This is a genomic window from Halomonas sp. Bachu 37, assembly GCF_039691755.1.
Classification (GTDB): Bacteria; Pseudomonadota; Gammaproteobacteria; order Pseudomonadales; family Halomonadaceae; genus Vreelandella; species Vreelandella kashgarensis.
Genome location: NZ_CP137552.1, coordinates 150,033 through 169,128, shown reverse-complemented (window position 1 = coordinate 169,128; position 19,096 = coordinate 150,033). Strand labels below are relative to the sequence as shown.

At 61.7% G+C, this 19,096-nt stretch carries 15 protein-coding genes; 6 read left to right on the top strand and 9 right to left on the bottom strand.

Annotated features, from left to right (window positions below; genetic code table 11):
• Positions 1 to 9: 9 nt before the first annotated feature.
• Together R5M92_RS00760 and R5M92_RS00755 are read left to right on the top strand one after the other, a co-directional pair.
• On the top strand, positions 10 to 999 hold the full coding sequence (locus R5M92_RS00760) for a xanthine dehydrogenase family protein subunit M (protein ID WP_346797112.1): 990 nt from the start codon (positions 10 to 12) through the stop codon (positions 997 to 999).
• A 25-nt stretch (positions 1,000 to 1,024) separates the two neighbouring features.
• Positions 1,025 to 3,256: a xanthine dehydrogenase family protein molybdopterin-binding subunit gene (locus tag R5M92_RS00755; RefSeq protein WP_346797111.1), complete on the top strand. Its 2,232-nt coding sequence runs from the start codon at positions 1,025 to 1,027 to the stop codon at positions 3,254 to 3,256.
• 72 nt (positions 3,257 to 3,328) lie between these two features.
• Here the strand turns inward: R5M92_RS00755 and R5M92_RS00750 are convergent, their stop codons facing one another.
• The 4 genes from R5M92_RS00750 to R5M92_RS00735 form a co-directional block, all read right to left on the bottom strand.
• Positions 3,329 to 3,907, bottom strand: a complete 579-nt coding sequence (locus R5M92_RS00750; protein WP_346797110.1) for a nucleotidyltransferase family protein — start codon at positions 3,905 to 3,907, stop codon at positions 3,329 to 3,331.
• A gap of 5 nt (positions 3,908 to 3,912) precedes the next feature.
• Entirely contained in the window at positions 3,913 to 4,920 is a 1,008-nt protein-coding gene (locus R5M92_RS00745) for an XdhC family protein (RefSeq protein WP_346797109.1), read from the bottom strand.
• 50 nt (positions 4,921 to 4,970) lie between these two features.
• The gene (ssb, locus tag R5M92_RS00740) at positions 4,971 to 5,570 is read right to left on the bottom strand and encodes a single-stranded DNA-binding protein (RefSeq protein WP_346797108.1); all 600 of its coding nucleotides are present in this window, start codon (positions 5,568 to 5,570) and stop codon (positions 4,971 to 4,973) included.
• Between the two features lie 136 nt (positions 5,571 to 5,706).
• Complete coding sequence (locus R5M92_RS00735) at positions 5,707 to 7,101, bottom strand: MFS transporter (RefSeq protein ID WP_346797107.1); 1,395 nt, start codon at positions 7,099 to 7,101, stop codon at positions 5,707 to 5,709.
• Between the two features lie 208 nt (positions 7,102 to 7,309).
• On the opposite strand from R5M92_RS00735, the gene uvrA reads away from it, so the two are divergent.
• On the top strand, positions 7,310 to 10,150 hold the full coding sequence (gene uvrA / locus R5M92_RS00730; protein ID WP_346797106.1) for an excinuclease ABC subunit UvrA: 2,841 nt from the start codon (positions 7,310 to 7,312) through the stop codon (positions 10,148 to 10,150).
• 155 nt (positions 10,151 to 10,305) lie between these two features.
• A complete protein-coding gene (locus R5M92_RS00725; protein ID WP_346797105.1) occupies positions 10,306 to 11,073 on the top strand; it encodes a Crp/Fnr family transcriptional regulator in 768 nt (255 codons plus the stop codon).
• Positions 11,074 to 11,210: 137 nt separating this feature from the next.
• Here the strand turns inward: R5M92_RS00725 and R5M92_RS00720 are convergent, their stop codons facing one another.
• From R5M92_RS00720 to R5M92_RS00700, 5 genes are all read right to left on the bottom strand, one after another.
• On the bottom strand, positions 11,211 to 11,978 hold the full coding sequence (locus R5M92_RS00720; RefSeq protein WP_346797104.1) for a sulfite exporter TauE/SafE family protein: 768 nt from the start codon (positions 11,976 to 11,978) through the stop codon (positions 11,211 to 11,213).
• A 45-nt stretch (positions 11,979 to 12,023) separates the two neighbouring features.
• On the bottom strand, positions 12,024 to 13,010 hold the full coding sequence (gene moaA / locus R5M92_RS00715; protein WP_417339041.1) for a GTP 3',8-cyclase MoaA: 987 nt from the start codon (positions 13,008 to 13,010) through the stop codon (positions 12,024 to 12,026).
• Entirely contained in the window at positions 13,007 to 14,254 is a 1,248-nt protein-coding gene (gene glp / locus R5M92_RS00710; protein WP_346797103.1) for a gephyrin-like molybdotransferase Glp, read from the bottom strand. Before glp ends, moaA begins: the two co-directional genes overlap by 4 nt.
• A 47-nt stretch (positions 14,255 to 14,301) precedes the next feature.
• Positions 14,302 to 14,775 (bottom strand): ubiquinone anaerobic biosynthesis accessory factor UbiT, encoded by a 474-nt coding sequence (gene ubiT, locus R5M92_RS00705; RefSeq protein ID WP_346797102.1) that lies wholly within the window; start codon positions 14,773 to 14,775, stop codon positions 14,302 to 14,304.
• A gap of 127 nt (positions 14,776 to 14,902) precedes the next feature.
• Complete coding sequence (locus R5M92_RS00700) at positions 14,903 to 16,354, bottom strand: anion permease (protein ID WP_346797101.1); 1,452 nt, start codon at positions 16,352 to 16,354, stop codon at positions 14,903 to 14,905.
• A gap of 237 nt (positions 16,355 to 16,591) precedes the next feature.
• On the opposite strand from R5M92_RS00700, the gene frdA reads away from it, so the two are divergent.
• Both frdA and R5M92_RS00690 read left to right on the top strand, forming a co-directional pair.
• Positions 16,592 to 18,376, top strand: a complete 1,785-nt coding sequence (gene frdA / locus R5M92_RS00695) for a fumarate reductase (quinol) flavoprotein subunit (protein ID WP_346797100.1) — start codon at positions 16,592 to 16,594, stop codon at positions 18,374 to 18,376.
• Positions 18,373 to 19,092, top strand: coding sequence for a succinate dehydrogenase/fumarate reductase iron-sulfur subunit (locus R5M92_RS00690; protein WP_346797099.1), 720 nt, complete (start codon positions 18,373 to 18,375; stop codon positions 19,090 to 19,092). The genes frdA and R5M92_RS00690 overlap by 4 nt, the downstream gene beginning before the upstream one ends.
• Positions 19,093 to 19,096: the final 4 nt, after the last annotated feature.

Below are 19,096 nucleotides of genomic sequence, written 5' to 3'. Positions count from 1 at the left end.
AGATTCAATATGCGTCACTTCGATTACAGCCGCGCCGAGAGCGTCGATCAGGCGGTGGCGACCTACAGTCAGGCCGAGGCGGCCGCATTTCTAGCCGGCGGCACCAACCTGCTCGACATGGTCAAGATCGATATCATGCGCCCCGAGCTGATGGTCGACGTCAATCGGCTGGGGCTCGACGAGATCGAAAAACTCGACGACGGGCGCCTCAGAATCGGCACGCTGGTCACCAACTCGGTACTGGCCCACCATTTCGAAGTCACATCCCAGCCGGGCTATGCGGTGCTCTCCGAGGCACTGCTGTCCGGCGCTTCGACCCAGCTGCGCAACAAGGCCACCACCGGCGGCAACATGATGCAGCGCGTGCGTTGCCCCTATTTCCGTGACGGCGTATCGGCCTGCAACAAGCGTGACCCGGGCTCGGGCTGTGCGGCCATCGACGGCTACAATCGCTCGGTGCATGCGGTGCTGGGCACCAGCGACAAGTGCATCGCGACCTATCCTTCGGACATGAGCGTGGCGATGGCGGCGGTTGGCGCGACGGTCAGCGTCACCGGCCCCGAGGGCTCACGCGAGATCGATTTTCTCGATTTTCACCTGCTGCCGGGCGACAAGCCCTGGGAAGAGTTCGCGCTGAAAGATGACGAACTGATCACTCACGTGGCCCTCGATGCACCCATTCAAGGCGCCCGATCGGCCTATCTCAAGCTGCGCGACCGCTCCTCGTACCAGTTCGCGCTCGCCTCCAGCGCGGTGATCGTGGCGCTGGACGGCAATACCATTCGCGATGCCCGTCTGGCGATGGGCGGGGTTGCGACCAAGCCATGGCGCGCCAAGGAGGCGGAGAATGCGCTCAAGGGCCAGCCCGCTACCGAGCAGACCTTCGCGCGTGCCGCGCAGATCGCGATGCAGGATGCCAAGGGCTACAAGCATAACGCGTTCAAGATCCCGCTCGGCCGGCAGGCAATCGTCCGCAACCTGACCACCCTGACCGCCTGAAAGCATCCCGAACGAGGACATTGCGATGAGTGACAACATTATCGGCGCCGCGAAGCCGCGCATCGAGGGCCCGTTGAAGCTGACCGGCCGCGCGCTCTACTCTTCCGACAACCATCTCGACGGCATGGTCTATGCCTACGGTGTATTCAGTTCCATCGCCAGCGGCGAGATCACCAATCTCGATCTCAGCGCGGCGAAGCAGTCGCCGGGCGTGATCGACATTTTCCACCACGATCATTTTCCCCGCCTGTTTCGTACTCCCAGCAGCATGGAACAGCAGAACAAGGTCGATGAAGAGCGGCTGCCATTCGAGGACAACAAGATCCATTATGCCGGGCAGTTCGTCGCCCTGGTCGTCGCCGACAGCTTCGAGAACGCCCGCGCCGCGGCCTACAAGGTCAAGGCCGACTACCACGAGTCGGCGGCAATCGCCAATCTCGCCCAGGCGATGGCGCAGGGCGAGCCCGAACTGCAGGAGGGTGCTGGCCACTCACGCGGCGAGCCCGAACCGGCCTTCGAGAACGCCGCCCACCGGATCGACTACACCTACTCCACGCCGGTGGAAACTCACAACCCCATGGAGATGCACGCCACGGTTGCCGCCTGGCACGATGGCAAGCTGACCATGTACGACACTACTCAGGGGGTGGTCAACGCGCGTAACGTCTATGCCAAGGTGTTCGGACTTTCGCCGGATCGCGTCGAGGTACTGACGCCCTTCCTGGGCTCGGGCTTCGGCGGCAAGCTGTGGCCATGGCCGCACGCGATTGCCGCCGCTGCCGCCGCCCGCGAAATCGGTCGGCCGGTGCAACTGGTCGTGCCCCGTCAGGCGATGTTCACCACCACCGGGCACCGCCCCGAAACCCGTCAGCGCCTGCGCCTGGCGACCGATGACGACGGCAGACTGGTATCGCTGCGCCACGACTCGATCTCGACCATGTCGAATCTCGATCAGGACACGGTGTTCGTCGAGTCGTGCGGTCAGATGACCAAGGCCCTCTACGCGTGCGAGAACACCCAGGTCACCCATTCGATCATTCGCAACAATCGCGGCACGCCCACCTCGATGCGCGCACCCGGCGCGGCGCCGGGCATGTTCGCGCTGGAGTCGGCGATGGACGAGATGGCGCACGCGGCCGGCATCGATCCGCTCGAGTTCCGCCGTCGCAACTACTCCGACACGGACCAGAGCAAGGAGCTACCGTGGTCGAGCAATCAGCTCCGCGAGGCCTATGACCAGGCTGCCGAGAAATTCGGTTGGGACAAGCGCAACCCCGAGATCGGCTCGATGCGCGAGGGCAACGAGATCATCGGCTGGGGGATGGCGGCCTGCAACTGGGAGGCGATCCGCCGCGAGTGCGATGCGCGAGTCTCGCTACGTTCGGACGGCACGGCGTATGCCTCCTGCGCTACCCAGGACATCGGCACCGGCACCTACACCATCGTCGCCCAGGCGGTCAGTGAGATCACCGGCCTACCGCTGGAGAAGATCGAGGTCGAACTGGGCGACTCGTCCTACCCGTCGGGGCCCATCTCGGGCGGCTCGTGGGCGACGGCGACGACGCTGCCGGCCATTGCCGAGGCAGCTCGCGCTGCCCTCGACCAACTCAAGGGTTATGCGATTTCGGAAAGCGGGGTATTCGCCGGCGCTAAAAAGGAGGATATATCCTTTTCCGATGGCCAGCTCGCGAACGCGGATGGCAGGACGGTCACCTTCGCCGATGTGCTAAAGGCCCGCAAGCTGGCCAGCGCCGACGGCGAAGCGCATTCCGGCACGGCACCCACCGACCAGTACTCCTTTCGCTCGTTCGGCGCACATTTCGTCGAGGTGCGCTGGGACCCTGGCATCTCCAACCTGCGCATCTCACGGGTGGTCAGCGCCATCGACGTGGGCCGTGCCATCAACGCGCTGACCTCGCGCAGCCAAGTCGAGGGGGCCATCGTCATGGGCATCGGCATGGCGCTGTTCGAGCAGACCGAGTACGACCACCGCAATGCGCGTCCGGTCAACAACAACTACGCCGAGTATCTGGTGCCGGTGCATGCCGACCAGCCCGAGATCGACGTCATTCTGCTCGATTATCCGGACTACAAGTTCAACGAGTTCGGCGCCCGCGGCATCGGCGAGATCGGCATCACCGGGGTGACCGCCGCCATCGCCAATGCCGTCCACCATGCCACCGGCAAGCGCATCCGCGAACTGCCGATCACCCTCGACAAACTGATGGATGACGTGCCGCAGGCGCAGCAGGGTTGATTCAGACGTAGCAAAGACAGGCAAGCCGTCTCGGAAGAGGCGGCTAGACCCGAACAACCCTTGGCGGGGGCGCTATGGACCCCTGACCAGGGGTATCAACTGATCGGGGGTATCGATGTCCAGGCTGGCACTGGGAATCGGGCAGACACGCACGGGGAGGGTCGATTCATACAGAACCGCTTTTGCGCCTTGATCCCCCCTGAGCTGCTTGAGTCGGGAGAAACTCTGTTTGCCGAACACGGCCGGTACGCCACGTCTACCCGCATAGAAACTGCAGACGATATTGTTGCCGTCGAAGGCGGCCAGCAATTGCGCCAGATCACTGCAGTCGAGGGCGACCTGATCCGCGAGCAGCACGAGAACAGCGTCGTAATCGCGCTCCAGGTAGTCGATGCCGGCTATCAAGGATGCCGACAGGCCTTCCGACCAGGCATCGGCATGAATGAAGGAAGCCCCGGATAGCCGCCCTTGCCGTCTTGCTTCCATTAGTTCCCGATGCCAGGCGCCGGTGACCACGTAGACATCATCGGGCAATAATCCCGATGCCGTATCGATGCTGTGTTGCAGTAAGGCCCGTCCGTTGATATTCGCCAGCAGCTTGCATCCACCAAAGCGTGAACTCGCCCCAGCCGCCATTACCAGCGCAGCCATCCTACTCATAAATCAGCGAGCGCGCGTCCGCGCCTTACCCGAACGATATCCGCCACAATTGCCAGGGCAATTTCAGCTGGAGTCTTGCTGCCAAGATCGAGGCCGATGGGCATGTGAATTCGTTCGATCTCGGCCTCGCTCAGCCCGCCCGTACGACGTAGCCGCTCGGCCCGAAGCCGGGTCGTCCGTCTTGAGCCCATCACGCCGATATAGCCGGCGGAGGTTTTGACGGCTTCCATCATGGCCAGGTCGTCAATACGGGGATCATGGGTGGCGGCAACCACTGCCGTGGACGGCGTGCAGGCGCCGGGCGACGCGATGTAGAGTGAAGGCAGCTGGGCAATGAATTCCGCGCCCTCAGGTAAGTCGAGATTACGGGCTACCTCCTCCCGGGGGTCGCAGAGCACGACCTGATACCCCAGGCTGATGGCAAAGTTGGCACAGGCTGCGGCAACCGTTGAGTAGCCCGCAAGGATCAGCTTGGCGACGGGACCCACGCGAACCTTGGCGACCTCGTCTCCTTTCTGCCGCACCACGCGCGGCCCGGTCGGCTCGATGGCGTCCAGCCAGCATTTACCGTCGGTCAGCCGGATGTGCCGTGCGAGATCCTCCTGGCCCGTCTTCTCACCCGACAAAGCCTCCTTGACCTGCTCAAGGTGAGCCTGATTCTCGGGCGTCGCAAACATTCGCTCCACCAGGACTTCGAGGATGCCACCGCAAGGCAGGCGGATAGGGGAGCTTTCCGGGTCATCGTCCTGGGCGCCATAGCGCACGATAGCGGCAGACAGCTCGTACTCCCCCGCCGCCAGGCGCGCCAGAAAGTCCTCCTCGACGCACCCGCCCGAAAGCGACCCGACATGCTCCCCTTCGGAGGTGGCGACCATTAGCGAGCCCGGCTCTCTGGGCGACGAGCCGAAGGTGGACAGAACCGTGCAAAACCAGACCGTTCTACCAGCGGCCTGCCACTCGATAGCCCGTTCCACCACCTGATAATCCAGACTCTGCATGGGCATCAGCTCGCCTGGCTATCCATAGGAAGATGGCGGATACATGTCACCATGCGCTAGAACGGGATCTCGTCGTCGAAATCGTCGAAATTGCCGGGATCCGGCGCGCCGTAATTGCCGTTCTGTTGATTCGGTGCGCCCTGCTGAGGCGGCTGCGGTGCAGGCTGAGCGGGACGCGATGGCGCGTTGCCGGCATTGCCGCCCTGGTTGTACTGATTGCCTCCCTGATTGTACTGGTTGGCGTTATTGTTGTTGGCATTATAGTTATTGCCCTGGGGAGCGTTGGCATAACCGCCCTGCTGCCCGCCGCCCTCTCCGCCACGGCCATCGAGCATCTGCATGTCATTGGCGACGATTTCGGTGCTGTAGCGATCCTGGCCGTTCTGGTCCTGCCATTTACGCGTCTGCAGGCGCCCTTCGATATAGACCTTGGAGCCCTTCTTCAGGTACTGCTGGGCGATTTCCGCCGTCTTGTTGAACATCACCACCCGGTGCCATTCGGTGCGCTCCTGGCGCTGTCCGCTCTGGCGATCCATCCAGGTATCGGAAGTCGCCAGGTTCAGGTTGGCCACCGCCGTGCCGGAGGGGGTGAAACGCACCTCGGGATCTTGGCCGAGGTTACCGATCAGGATGACCTTGTTGATGCCGCGGGCCATGACAGACTCCTTGTGTAAACATGATGTGGCAACGGCTGTGGCAACCGTTGCATGAAAAACGTAAGAAACCAGAACGGCTCAAGCACCGCCATGGAACGTCAGCCTGGCTCCATGATGCCGCAGCGGAGGATAGCTTTTAAGGCTTTTTTTCGCTCGATGATGGCGTGAACACATGGGAGAGTGCCGCCTCGTCCAGGTTCTTGCGATTTACCTTGAGATAGGCCAGGCGCTCTTCGGGCACCACCATGACGTCTTCCACGCCAGCCACCTCGGCAAGCCGCAGCATCAAGGCATCGAGCGCATCGCCATGATGGCTATCGTCGAGTGCCACTACCTCGCTGGAAAGCGGCGGCGGCGAGGGCATTCCCAGCATGGCCAACCACCACAGCCCGGCAAGCACGGCACAACCGATAAACACCGCTTCGAGGCCAAGAAAGTTCGCCAGAGTGCCGCCCAGGGTACCGCCCAGGAAAGCCCCCAGGAACTGGCTGGTGGAGTAGACCCCCATCGCCGTGCCCTTGGCACCGGCAGGGGCCAGCTTGCTCAGCATGGAAGGAAGCGTCGCTTCGAGCAGATTGAAGCCGGTAAAGAAGATCCATAACCAGACGAACATCAGCCACGGCGCCCCGGCCAGGCCACCGAGGCCGAACAGGCTCAGGGTGATGGCGGCGATCGCCAGCAGGCACATCGCCTTCATTCGCTGCTTTTTCTCCGCCACGATCACCAGCGGCACCATGGCCACGAACGCGACTGCCATGATGCCGAGATAGGCCAGGCCATGATATTCAAGCGCCACCCCCGCCTCCAGCAGACGGAAGGGAATGGCGACGAAAATCGCCATCAACACCAGATGCAGGGCGAAGATGGAGAGATCCAGGCGCCACAGGTCCGGGCGGCTGATAATTTTCTTGAACTGGCGCCGATCCATGCTGACATCGCGATGGCGCAACCGGCGCGGTGCCGTCGGCACCCACCTCCACAACACCAGAAGCCCGACCCCGGTAAGCCCCGCGGTAAACCAGAATACGCCGCCCAGCCCCGCCCAGGCGGCCAGCCACGGCCCCAGCACCATGGCGACGGCGAAAGCAACACCAATGGAAAGACCGATCGTCGCCATGGCGGCGGTACGCACCTGCTCGCGGGTCTGGTCCGCCAGCAGCGCCATGATGGCCGCCGCCACCGCCCCGCTGCCCTGCAGCGCTCGGCCGAGAATCACTCCGCCGATCGTCTCGGCGCCGGCCGCCACCACGCTGCCCAGGGCAAAGATCACCAGCCCAGCCGCAATCACTCGCTTGCGCCCCAGACGGTCAGAAAGCACGCCGAAAGGAATCTGGAACAGCGCCTGGGTCAAGCCGTAGATCCCCAGGGCGACACCGACAAGCAGCGGGGTGGCGCCCGCCAGGTCGCCGGCATACAGCGCCAATACCGGCAACACCATGAACAGGCCCAGCATGCGGGTTGCATACAACCCCGCCAGGCCGCTTATGGCCCGGCGTTCAGATGCCAGCAGCAGTGCGGAAACCTTGCGCATATCACCCTATTTCTGGTTGGAAGGGGGAAAAGCCACGAATGGCCTTGGCGGTAATTCATGACCGAAAGCCGTGGAATTAACCCCTCATTCTAGCGGTTTGACGCTTAACAAGGAACGCCCGCGGCGTCATACCGCGGCGGGGCTCGCTTTGCCGCCCACCCCCTTAGACACGTATAATCGATCTTTTGCCGTGCGTTACGAGGTATTGATGGACAGCATTCTAGTCAGAGGTGCCCGCACCCATAACCTCAAGCAGATCGACGTTGAACTGCCACGCGACAAGCTGATCGTCATCACCGGCCTGTCGGGCTCCGGCAAGTCATCGCTGGCATTCGATACCCTGTACGCCGAAGGGCAGCGCCGTTATGTGGAATCGCTTTCCACCTATGCCCGCCAGTTCCTGTCGATGATGGAAAAGCCCGATGTCGATCACATCGAAGGGCTATCGCCGGCGATCTCCATCGAACAGAAATCCACCTCCCACAACCCCCGCTCCACCGTGGGGACCATCACCGAAATCTACGACTATTTGCGCCTGCTGTTTGCCCGCGCCGGCACCCCCCGCTGCCCGGAGCACGGCGAAGACCTCGAAGCCCAGACCATCTCGCAGATGGTCGATCAGGTGCTGGCGTTACCCGAAAGCAGCAAGCTGATGCTGCTGGCACCGGTGGTGAAAGGTCGCAAGGGCGAACACCTGCAGCTTCTCGCCGAGCTACGGGCCCAGGGTTTTGTTCGTGCGCTGATCGACGGCCAGGTGCTGGAACTCGACGACGTTGCGCCGCTGGACAAGCGCAAGAAGCACGATATCAGCGTGGTGGTGGATCGCTTCAAGGTTCGCGACGACCTGGCCCAGCGGCTGGCGGAATCGTTCGAGACCGCACTGAACCTGGCCGACGGCACCGCCATCATCCATTTCATGGACGGCGAGCGCGAGGACATGGCGTTTTCCTCGCGTTTCGCCTGCCCGGTATGCGGCTATTCGCTGGCGGAACTCGAGCCGCGCATGTTCTCGTTCAACAATCCCGCCGGCGCCTGCCCCACCTGCGACGGTCTCGGTATTCAGCAATACTTCGATCCCGACAAGCTCATCAGCCATCCCGAGCTCTCCCTGGCCGAAGGGGTGATCAAGGGCTGGGACCGGCGCAACGTCTACTATTTCACCCAGCTGCAATCTCTGGCCGAACACTATCGCTTCGCCCTGGAAACGCCCTGGGAGGAACTGGCCCGCCATGAGCGCGACATCATCCTCAACGGCAGCGGCCAGGAAGCCGTCCCCTTCGCCTATGTCAGCGACAGGGGCCGCCGGGTCACCCGCGAGCACCCCTTCGAAGGGGTATTGCCCAACATGCAGCGCCGCTATCGCGAAACCGAATCCAACATGGTGCGCGATGACCTGGCCAAGTACATCGCCGTGCAGCCCTGCGCCACGTGTCACGGCTCGCGGCTGCGCAAGGAGTCGCGCCATGTCTTCGTCGACGATCACAATATCGCCGAGATCGTGCGCTTTCCCATCGGCGAGGCGTTGCGCTACTTCGCCGCGCTGAGCCTGCCGGGACGCAAGGGCGAGATCGCCGAGAAGATCGTCAATGAAATCCAGGCGCGACTGGAATTCCTGGTCAACGTGGGGCTGGATTACCTCAACCTGGAGCGCAGCGCCGATACACTCTCCGGCGGCGAGGCCCAGCGCATCCGCCTGGCCAGCCAGATAGGCGCCGGCCTCGTCGGGGTCATGTACATTCTCGACGAGCCTTCCATCGGCCTGCACCAGCGCGATAACGACCGTCTGCTGAAGACCCTCGAGCGGCTGCGCGATCTGGGCAACACCGTGATCGTGGTCGAGCACGACGAAGACGCCATCCGCGCCGCCGACCATGTGCTGGACATCGGCCCCGGCGCGGGCGTGCATGGCGGCGAGATCGTCGCCCAGGGCACCCCACAGGATGTCATGGACAACCCCGATTCGCTGACCGGCCAGTATCTCAACGGCCAGCGGGAGATCGCCGTACCGCCTTACCGCATCCCTGGCAACCCGGAAAAGCAGCTGGTGGTCCACGGCGCCACCGGCAACAACCTGCAGGACGTCACCCTCACCCTGCCGCTGGGACTGTTCATCGCCATCACCGGGGTATCCGGGTCGGGCAAGTCCACCCTGATCAACGGCACCCTGATGCCGATCGCCGCCCGCGAGCTCAACCGCGCCACCACCCTGACCCCGGCGCCCTATCGCAAGATCGAAGGGCTCGACCAACTCGACAAGGTCATCGACATCGACCAGAGTCCGATCGGGCGCACGCCGCGCTCCAACCCGGCCACCTATACCGGTATCTTCACGCCGATACGCGAGCTTTTCGCCGGCACCCAGGAGGCACGTTCGCGGGGTTACAAGCCCGGCCGCTTCAGCTTCAATGTCAAGGGCGGGCGCTGCGAAGCCTGCCAGGGCGAGGGCATGATCAAGGTGGAGATGCACTTTCTGCCCGATATCTACGTGCCCTGCGACGTCTGCAAGGGCAAGCGCTACAACCGCGAAACCCTGGATATCCACTATAAGGGCAAGAGCATCCACGATGTGCTGGAAATGACCGTGGAAGACGCCCTGGAATTCTTCAGCCCGGTGCCCGCCATCGCCCGGCGCCTGCAGACCCTGCTGGATGTGGGGCTCTCCTACATTCGCCTGGGCCAGAGCGCCACCACCCTATCCGGCGGCGAGGCGCAGCGCGTCAAGCTGGCGCGCGAGCTGGCCAAGCGCGATACCGGCAAGACGCTCTATATTCTCGACGAACCCACCACGGGGCTGCATTTCGAGGATATCCGCCAACTGCTCACCGTGCTGCACCGTCTGCGCGACCATGGCAACTCCATCGTAGTGATCGAGCACAACCTGGACGTGATCAAGACCGCCGACTGGCTCATCGACCTCGGTCCGGAAGGCGGCTCCGGCGGCGGGCGAATCATTGCCGAGGGCACGCCTGAACAAGTAGCCAAGATGGGGGTATCGCACACCGGGCGCTTCCTGGCGCCGCTGCTGGAAAGACGCCAGACTACGTCATGACTTGTCCGCGGTGGTCCATACCGGCCCGCTCCGCGCCATTTCAGGAGCTAATAAACAGCTGACATCGCCGATATTACCTTGGATAATGGTTTTTCAACCGTTTCAGAGATTTGTGCCGGTTCGGCAATGACCTTTTCGGGGAGGCGGCGAAGAGCATGAGCCAGGAAGAGAGCTGTATCATTCGTCACTTCAGCCATTATTGTGTGCTGACGGATGAAGAGAAGAAATTGCTGAGCTCGCTTGAACGAAGTCCGACCAAATGCAAGGCCGGCCAAACATTGTGGGAGGAAGGCGACGAAGCCAATGAGTTCTGCACCTTGCGCAGCGGTTGGGCCTACTCCTATCGTCACCTGGAAAACGGCAACCGACAGATACTCGAAGTCTACTTGCCCGGCGATATCATCGGCTTGCGCGAGTTCGCCTTCTCCAAGCGGATGGATAACGTCAAGATGATCGAGGATGGCGTGGTATGCCATTTTCCTCACCAGCACATGCTCGACCTTTTCCGCGATTCGCTCAAGTTGACCTCGGTGATGTTCGCCATTTCCAGCCGACAGCAAGCGCTGCTCACCGAACGTCTGGTAACCCTGGCAAGACGTAGCGCACGGCAGAAACTGGCGCATTTTCTGCATGAGACCTTCCTGCGTCTGCGCCAGACTAACGCAGACGACACTTCGGAGTTCCGCCTGCCGCTTTCCCAGGAGCAGTTGGCGGATATCCTCGGGTTGAGCCCGGTACACATCAGCAGGACATTTACGTCGTTGGGTGAAGACAACCTGATACATCGCGAACGTCACCAGATCGTCATTCCCGACCTTGACGCCCTGGCCTGCGAGGGTGAGTTCAGCGATTGCTACCTGACCGACAGCATGCGTCCTCTCTTCTCCCCTTATAACCAGGACGTCGCTATTTGCGAGGACTAGCTTTGTACGAAAAGTCGGCGAGCGAAGACTAGACAAGGCAAAAATCAATGAGAAAGCGGAGTTTACGGGTGTAAATGAGCATTTTGAGTTGATTTTTAACGCCGTATTGTCGAGCGCAGGCAGTTTTCGTACAAAGCCTAGCCCAGACGCTCGATACCCAGCCACCCCAGGCGCAGAGCCAGCAGCGTGAGCACCCATTTGAACAGCGCATCGAAGCGCTGTTCGCTCAAGCGCCGCAGAAGCTTGAGGCCCAGCCAGGTGCCGACGAGGCCGGCCAGTACCATCGCCACCATCAGCCCCAGCCACTCGTGAAAGACAAACCCGGCGACGCCGAATACAAACGCCTTGGTCAGGTGCTGGAAGCTCATGCAGGCGGAAAAGGTGGCGACACGCGCCAGCCGGGTAGTCTGGCTGTGCTTGACGAAAGCCGCCACCACCGGGCCGCTTGCCCCCACCAGGCTGGAGATAAGTGTCGTGGCGGCGCCGGCCATCAGGGTGGTTCCCCAGCCCAGCGCCTTGTGCGGAAGCGCAGGCCCCCAACACGACAGCAGCACGAAAGCGGCAATACACAGCTCAAGCACACCGGCGGGCAAGCGCACCATCAGCCACGCCGCCACCAGTGCCCCGATCACCACACCCGGCAGAAACGCCGACATCAACGCCCAATCTACATGACGCCAGGTCAGTGTAGCCCGCCCGACATTGGAACCAAGTTGTACCATGCCGTGGACGGGGATCAACGCCGCAGCCGGCATGACTTGTGCCATGGTGATGATAAGCAGCGTGCCGCCTCCGATCCCGACGGCGGCACTCATTCCCGAGGTCAGGATGGAAAGCACAATCAATGCGCCGTTCAGCCATCCTTCCAGCGGCGACAGGCCTTGCAGAAAGGCCAAAAGGCTCATGCCTCGCCTCCACCAGAGCTCGGAAAGGGATAAGCGGGCCGGTGGTCAACCACCCGTCATGTTCATGAATCGCACCACTTGCTCTTCACCGTCAGTAGTAAAGTGGTGCCGCTCCGGCTTGAGTGCCATGGCATCGATGATGGCCTGTTGCAGACGCCCCTGATCGCCGGGGTGGCGGCGCATCACCGCACGCAGGTCGACGGAGTGTTCATTTCCCAGGCACAGCAGCAAACGACCTTCCACCGTCACTCGCACGCGATTGCAGGCATCGCAAAAATTGTGGCTATGCGGCGAAATGAAGCCGATGCGCGTGTCGCTATCGTTCATTCGATAATAGCGCGACGGGCCTAGTGTGCTTTCCGTGGTAGGCAGCAGCGCATGACGCGACTCCACGATCTCGCGCACCGTATCGCTGGAACAGAACGTTTCGGCGCGATTGTGCTCGATATCCTGGCCCAGGGGCATCTCCTCGATGAAACTGATATCGAGGTGTTCGCGGCGGGCGAATTCGACCAGATCCAGCACCTCATCGTCGTTGCGCCCCTGGAGAATGACCGCATTCAACTTGATGCGTTCGAACCCGGCTGACTGGGCGGCGCGTATTCCAGTCAGCACCTTTTCCAGCTCGCCAGTACGAGTCAGGCGGCGGAATCGCTCCGGCACCAGTGTATCGAGACTGATATTGAGACGCTGCAGGCCGCCATCGCGCAGGCGTTGGGCGTGCTTGTCCAGCCCCGCGCCGTTGGTGGTCATGGCGAAATCGCGCAGCCCATCCATCTGGCCGATCTGTTCGACCAGGCTGCCAATGCCGCTGCGCACCAGCGGTTCGCCTCCGGTAAGGCGTATCTTTTCGACCCCCAGATCGATGAACGCCTGCGACAAGGTTGCGATCTCTTCCAGCGTCAGTACTTGCGCCCGCGGCAGAAAGGTCATGTCCTCCGCCATGCAGTACACACAGCGAAAATCGCAGCGGTCGGTGACCGATAGCCGAACATAGCGAATCGTACGGCCGAAACCATCGACAAGTTTCATGATGAGAACTGGCTAAGAGGAATGTACTCATAACCATGGCCTTTCTTTATCGGTTCTTCAACCTCCATCAGCAAATAGCCATCCGCTGCTGCCGCCGCGCCTAGCATATGCGACCCCTGCCCTCCGGTCGGGTACGCCACCGGCTTGCCTTGCGACCAGTCCAGGCGCACCCGCAATAGTTCACGGCGCGCCTTGTTGGCCTTCGTCTCGAACCCTGACTCCACGCTGAAATGCATCAGCTCGTCGGGAATACGCCCCTGGCAGCCATGGACGAAAGGCAGGGCGAGCAGTTGCCACCCCACCAGCGCCCCCACCGGATTCCCGGGCAGGCCGATCAGCGCGGTGCCGCGTTCCAGCGACTCCCCCAGCCAGCCGAACGCAAAGGGCTTGCCGGGTTTCATCGCCACGCCATGGAAGACGATACCGCCCTGTCGCTCGATGGCACCGCGTACATGGTCCTCTTCACCCACCGAAACCCCGCCGCTGCATACCACCAGATCGGCTTGTTCACGCGCCCGGGCGAAAGCGTCATCCACGGCATCAGGGTTATCGACCAGCTTCTCTCGAGCGACCACCTCGCAGTGCTGCTCGGCGAGAAGCGCCTGCAGCATTGCGGCGTTACTGTTGTAGACCTGCCCAGGACGACACGGCTCACCCGGCTCGATCAGCTCGTCGCCGGTCGAAAACAGCGCCACCTTCAAGCGCCGGGTCACGCATACTTGAGCGATACCTTGCGCGGCAAGAAGTGCGGTGACCGCAGGTGTGAGCACTTTACCCGCAGGCAATAACGGCTCTCCCCGGCGGATCTCTTCTCCCCGGCGGCGAATATTGGCGCCCTTGGCCAGTTCCGCGTCGAGATGCAGCCGTTCTTTCTCATCCAGCCATGCCTGTTCCTGGGCAACGACACAGTCCGCCCCTTGGGGTAACGGAGCGCCGGTGAAAATGCGCGCCGCCCCGCCCGGCGGCAAGGCGGTCACGTCAGCGCCTGCAGGAATGCGCTGCACTACCGGCAGCCCCGCCGGGGTCATGTCGGCCAGGCGCAGGGCATAACCGTCCATGGCGCTGTTATCCACCCCGGGCGAGTCGTGCTCGGCGCTTACCGCTTCGCCCAGGACTCGCCCCAGAGCCGCTTCCAGTGGCACGATCTCGAATTCCTGGAGCGCCCTGGCCGCCGCAGTCATGCGACGGCGAGCCTCGAAAATATCCAGCATGCCCCGCGCGGTCTGGTCACAGATATGTTGCATGGGCTTCTCCTAGAACCAACTTGTCGCAGCCACTATATATGACATGGCTATCGTTGGCGCTGCTGTGCCCAGGCATCCAGCTTGAGCAACAACTGGCCGGGCAGGCCCTGGGTGAGATCCGCTTCTTGTGCGTCCAGCAGATTCTTCACCTGCAAACCCAACTCCGTATCGCCCTCGATCGACAGGCGGCGCTGGAAAAACAGGCCGTCCGGGTCCTCCCGGCGTGTCGCCAGACACAGGAACTCGCGCCATCCGCCCCGAATCGTGGCCTCTCCTGGCTGGGCGGTGAACTGGAATTGCGCATCTTGCAACGTGAGCGTCAGACGAATTCCCAGATCCTCCACCATCAGCGAGACACGCCGGTCCTCAAGGGCATCGAACTCCCCTTCCGCCAAGGGTTCGGCAAATACACGGTTGAGCAACGGCAGTAGCAGGCGGCGCTTGAACGTCAACGGGACTTGCGCATCGATTCTACGCAGCAAGGCGGCCGGCGGTGGGGGTAAAGGCAAGGCGGTAAGCATGATGGTGACTCCTGAGAACAAGTCATCGCATGCTAACCGCCGGGACAGGACGACACGCTGACGTGCATCAAGCACGGCTCATACAGAGCCGTGCTTGATGGCATAACGCGAGAGGAACGAACAGTGATTATAGAATCAGAGCCAGCCAGGGAACCCCGATGGCAAGCCAGGCGACCAGGAACAGCAAGCCGAAGATCGCCCCGAGCCGCCACCATAGCGGGCCGGGTAAATAACCACTGCCGTAGTAGACGGGACTCGGCCCTGTACCGTACGGCGTAAGAATCCCCATGATCCCCAGTGTCGGTAGCAGCATCAGTACGAACATGTGCATGTCGATACCGGGAATACCGGATGCCGCCGCCAACATGACCGGCAGTAGCGCAGTGGTGTGGGCAGTGACACTGGCAAAGAAGTAGTGCAGCAGATAGAAGATGGCCGTCAGCGCTATCATCGCCACCAGCGGGTCGAAGTGGCTGATACGGCCACCGACCATATTGCCGAACCACCCCACGAAACCGACCTGGTTGAGCCCGCCGGCCAGGGCGACCAGCGTCGCGAACCAGAAGAAAGTGTTCCATGCCGCCTTGTTGGAAAGAATGTCGTCCCAGTTGAGAATTCCCAGAATCAGCATGACACAGATGACGAGTATCCCCACCAACGACGAGGAGATCATGTCGCCAGCGAATATCCACAAGGCCAGCGCGATGAGCACCAGGCACAGCAGAATGACTTCGTTACGGGTCAGGCCGCCGAGTTTCTTGAGCTCCTCGGCTGCCCAGTCGGATACCGCACTTCCCGATTTGACTTCCGGCGGACACAGCCAGTAGCACAACAGTGGCGCCAGCAAGAGCAGCAGTATGCCCACTGGTGCCACCGCTATGAACCACTCGCCCCAGCCGATGCGGATACTCGTCGCGCTTTCGGTCAAGGCGACGGCCAGCAGATTGGGCGCCAGCGCGGTCAGGAAAAGCGAACTGGTGATGCAGGTCGAGACGATCGCCGTCCACATCAGGAAGCTCCCCATGCGCTTCATGCTGGGGTCGTTCGGGTGCGAGTCGTAGAGATCGGGCAGGTTGCGCACCACCGGATAGATGGTGCCGCCGCTACGCGCGGTATTGGATGGCGTAAACGGTGCCAGCACCAGGTCGGCGAGCATTACCGCATACCCCAGGGTCAGCGTCCGCCGCCCCATCGTCTTGACCAGCCACAGGGCAATGCGCCGGCCCAGTCCGGTCTTTTCGTACCCCAGGGCAAACATGAAGGCGCCGAAGATCAACCACACCACCGAATTGGTGAAACCCGATACCGCCCAGGTAAAGGCGCTGGAGGCTGAATTGAATCCGGGCACAGCCAGTTGCTCCGGGGAGAAAAGCACCCATGGAGCCAGCAGTGCAGCGACGGCGACACCGATCAGGCCGATTACCGCCCCCGGCAGAGGTTCAAAGATCAAGCCGACGACGACACCCAGGAAGATGGCAAAGAAATACCAGGCATGAGGGTCGAGACCCGCTGGCGTGGGAAAGAGCGCCACACAGAGGGCGACGATCAACGGCGCAAGCAATTTAAGTCGGGAGGTCATGGCAGTTTCCAGTTCAAAGCTACAGTGAACGCATGGTTCGCATTACAACCGCTGCATACCATCCTAGAAAGTTGCGAGAAAGAAAGTAAAGGGCCTCGCAAACAACAGACTGGAAGCTTGCTCTAGAGCAACTTAGCCTGATTTTTTCAACCATCATATGGTCGTTGCACGATGCCTTGTGCCACTCTTTGCTAAAGCTCCTTTCCCTTAGCCGGCAGCTAACCGACGAGAGATATCATGCAACAACAGGACTTCGACATCGTTATCGTGGGTGGAGGAGGGGCCGGGCTACGTGCGGCCATTGCCGCTGCCGAAAATGCCCGCGAAGAGGGTTTGCAACAGCGTATCGTATTGCTCTCCAAGGTGTATCCGATGCGCTCCCACACGGTCGCGGCGGAAGGCGGGGCCGCCGGCGTCACCAGTCCCGACGACACGCTGGAAGCACACTTTGACGACACCGTTTCCGGTGGCGACTGGCTGGCCGAACAGGGCGTGGTCGACTATTTCGTCCGCCATGCCTATCGCGAACTGGTGCAGATGGAGCACTGGGGATGCCCCTGGAGCCGCCAGGCGGATGGCTCGATTCAGGTGCGCCGCTTCGGCGGAATGAAGACCGCCCGCACCTGGTTCGCGGCGGACAAGACCGGCTTCCACATGCTGCATACATTGTTCCAGACATCGTTGAAGTATGCCGAAATCGAACGTCTGGATGAGTACTTCGTACTCGACATCGCCACGGTCGACGGCGAGATCGCCGGGGTCATCGCCTTGCAGGTGGCAACCGGTGAATTGACCTTGCTGCGCGCCAAGTCGGTCATCATGGCCACGGGTGGCGCGGGGCGACTCTTCCGTTTCAATACCAACGCCGGCATCGTCACCGGCGACGGCATGGCAATGGCCTATCGCCACGGCGTGGCCCTGCGCGACATGGAGTTCGTCCAGTTCCACCCCACCGGTCTGCCGGGCTCGGGGCTGTTGATTACCGAGGCCTGTCGTGGCGAAGGCGGCATACTGTTGAACAAGGACGGTTACCGCTATCTGCAGGATTACGGCCTGGGGCCGGAAACCCCGCTGGGCGAACCGCAGAACAAATACATGGAGCTCGGTCCGCGGGACAAGCTGTCGCAGGCGTTCTGGCAGGAGCAGCAGGCGGGGCGCACCGGCAAGTACGGTGACAGCGACGTGGTTTATCTGGACTTGCGCCACCTAGGCAAGGCTTTCATCCACGAGCGCCTGCCCTTTATCTGCGAGCTGGCGAAAGCGTACGTGAATGTCGACCCCGTGACCGAGCCCATTCCCATTCGGCCGGCACTGCACTACACCATGGGGGGAATCAACACCGACGCCAACTGTGAAACCAGTATCAAGGGACTCTATGCTGCTGGCGAGTGCGCCTCGGTCGGTTTGCACGGCGCCAACCGCCTGGGTTCCAATTCGCTTTCCGAGCTTTTGGTATTCGGTCGCCTGGCCGGAGAACAAGCCAGCCGCCGTGCCGCGGGCGCCGGCTTTAGCGACCCGCAAGCATTGGCTCCGCAAGCCCAGGCGCAAGCCGACAAGCTGACACGCCTAAAGCAGACCAAGGGCAGTGAAAGCTGGGTCGAATTGAAGCGTGAAATGGTACAGAGCATGGATACCGGCTGCGGCATCTATCGCACCGCCGATGGGATGCAGGCATCGCTGGACAAGATTCGAGAATTGAAACAGCGCTATCACGATATCCAGCTTCAGGATCAAAGCCACGCCTACAACACCGAACTGCTGCTCTGCCTCGAACTGGGTTTCGGTCTGGATATCGCCGAAGCGTCATGCCTTTCGGCCTTGAATCGCAAGGAGTCGCGGGGCGCGCATCAGCGGCTCGACGAGGGCATGCAGGAACGCAACGACGTGGACTACCTGCAGCACAGCCTGGTCTATTTCAATGGCGACGAACCCGCCCAGCTGCAGTGGCAGGCCGTGGACACGCGTTTTTCTGCCCCCGCTGTACGCGCCTACGGCGATGCGGGTAAAGGAGCGAAAACATGAGCACCAAGAAGCTCAGCATTCAACGCTACCTGCCGGAGCAGGAAGCGACCCCCTACTGGCAGGAGTTCGAGGTTCCCTTCGACGACAGCACCTCCCTTCTCGACGCGCTGAACTACGTCAAGGAGGAACTCGACGGTACGCTGAGTTACCGCTGGTCGTGCCGCATGGCGATCTGTGGCTCCTGCGGCGTCATGGTGAACGGGATTCCCAAGCTGGGTTGCAAGAGCTTCCTGCGTGACTATCCCGACACGCTGAAGATAAGCGCACTGTCCCACTTTCCGGTGGAAAAGGACCTTATCGTCGACATGGAGGTGTTTCTCGACCATCTCGCCGCGGTGCAGCCCTATCTGATCACCAACGCCGCCGAGACTGACGAACCCAACCGCCAGACGCCTGCGCAACTGGAAAAATACAAGCAGTTCTCAGACTGCATCAATTGCGGCCTGTGCTATTCCGCCTGCCCCCAGTTCGGCCTCAATCAGGAGTTCCTGGGGCCTGCCGCGCTAACACTGGCCCACCGTTATAACCTGGATAGCCGCGACCAAGGCAAGCAGCAGCGCATGCCGCAATTGAACCGTCACGAAGGTGTGTGGAGCTGTACCTTCGTCGGCTTCTGTTCGCAGGTCTGTCCGAAAAACGTCGACCCGGCAGCGGCGGTCAACCAGGGCAAGGTGGAATCGGCAAAAGACATGCTGATAAGCCTGTTCAAGGGGTAGAGAT

What these genes read in the sequence shown, in the direction of transcription:
- R5M92_RS00760 (WP_346797112.1), top strand. Translation starts at nt 10, where the DNA reads ATGCGTCACTTCGATTACAGCCGCGCCGAGAGCGTCGATCAGGCGGTG.
- R5M92_RS00755 (WP_346797111.1), top strand. Translation starts at nt 1,025, where the DNA reads ATGAGTGACAACATTATCGGCGCCGCGAAGCCGCGCATCGAGGGCCCG.
- R5M92_RS00750 (WP_346797110.1), bottom strand. Translation starts at nt 3,907, where the DNA reads ATGGCTGCGCTGGTAATGGCGGCTGGGGCGAGTTCACGCTTTGGTGGA.
- R5M92_RS00745 (WP_346797109.1), bottom strand. Translation starts at nt 4,920, where the DNA reads ATGCCCATGCAGAGTCTGGATTATCAGGTGGTGGAACGGGCTATCGAG.
- ssb (WP_346797108.1), bottom strand. Translation starts at nt 5,570, where the DNA reads ATGGCCCGCGGCATCAACAAGGTCATCCTGATCGGTAACCTCGGCCAA.
- R5M92_RS00735 (WP_346797107.1), bottom strand. Translation starts at nt 7,101, where the DNA reads ATGCGCAAGGTTTCCGCACTGCTGCTGGCATCTGAACGCCGGGCCATA.
- uvrA (WP_346797106.1), top strand. Translation starts at nt 7,310, where the DNA reads ATGGACAGCATTCTAGTCAGAGGTGCCCGCACCCATAACCTCAAGCAG.
- R5M92_RS00725 (WP_346797105.1), top strand. Translation starts at nt 10,306, where the DNA reads ATGAGCCAGGAAGAGAGCTGTATCATTCGTCACTTCAGCCATTATTGT.
- R5M92_RS00720 (WP_346797104.1), bottom strand. Translation starts at nt 11,978, where the DNA reads ATGAGCCTTTTGGCCTTTCTGCAAGGCCTGTCGCCGCTGGAAGGATGG.
- moaA (WP_417339041.1), bottom strand. Translation starts at nt 13,010, where the DNA reads ATGAAACTTGTCGATGGTTTCGGCCGTACGATTCGCTATGTTCGGCTA.
- glp (WP_346797103.1), bottom strand. Translation starts at nt 14,254, where the DNA reads ATGCAACATATCTGTGACCAGACCGCGCGGGGCATGCTGGATATTTTC.
- ubiT (WP_346797102.1), bottom strand. Translation starts at nt 14,775, where the DNA reads ATGCTTACCGCCTTGCCTTTACCCCCACCGCCGGCCGCCTTGCTGCGT.
- R5M92_RS00700 (WP_346797101.1), bottom strand. Translation starts at nt 16,354, where the DNA reads ATGACCTCCCGACTTAAATTGCTTGCGCCGTTGATCGTCGCCCTCTGT.
- frdA (WP_346797100.1), top strand. Translation starts at nt 16,592, where the DNA reads ATGCAACAACAGGACTTCGACATCGTTATCGTGGGTGGAGGAGGGGCC.
- R5M92_RS00690 (WP_346797099.1), top strand. Translation starts at nt 18,373, where the DNA reads ATGAGCACCAAGAAGCTCAGCATTCAACGCTACCTGCCGGAGCAGGAA.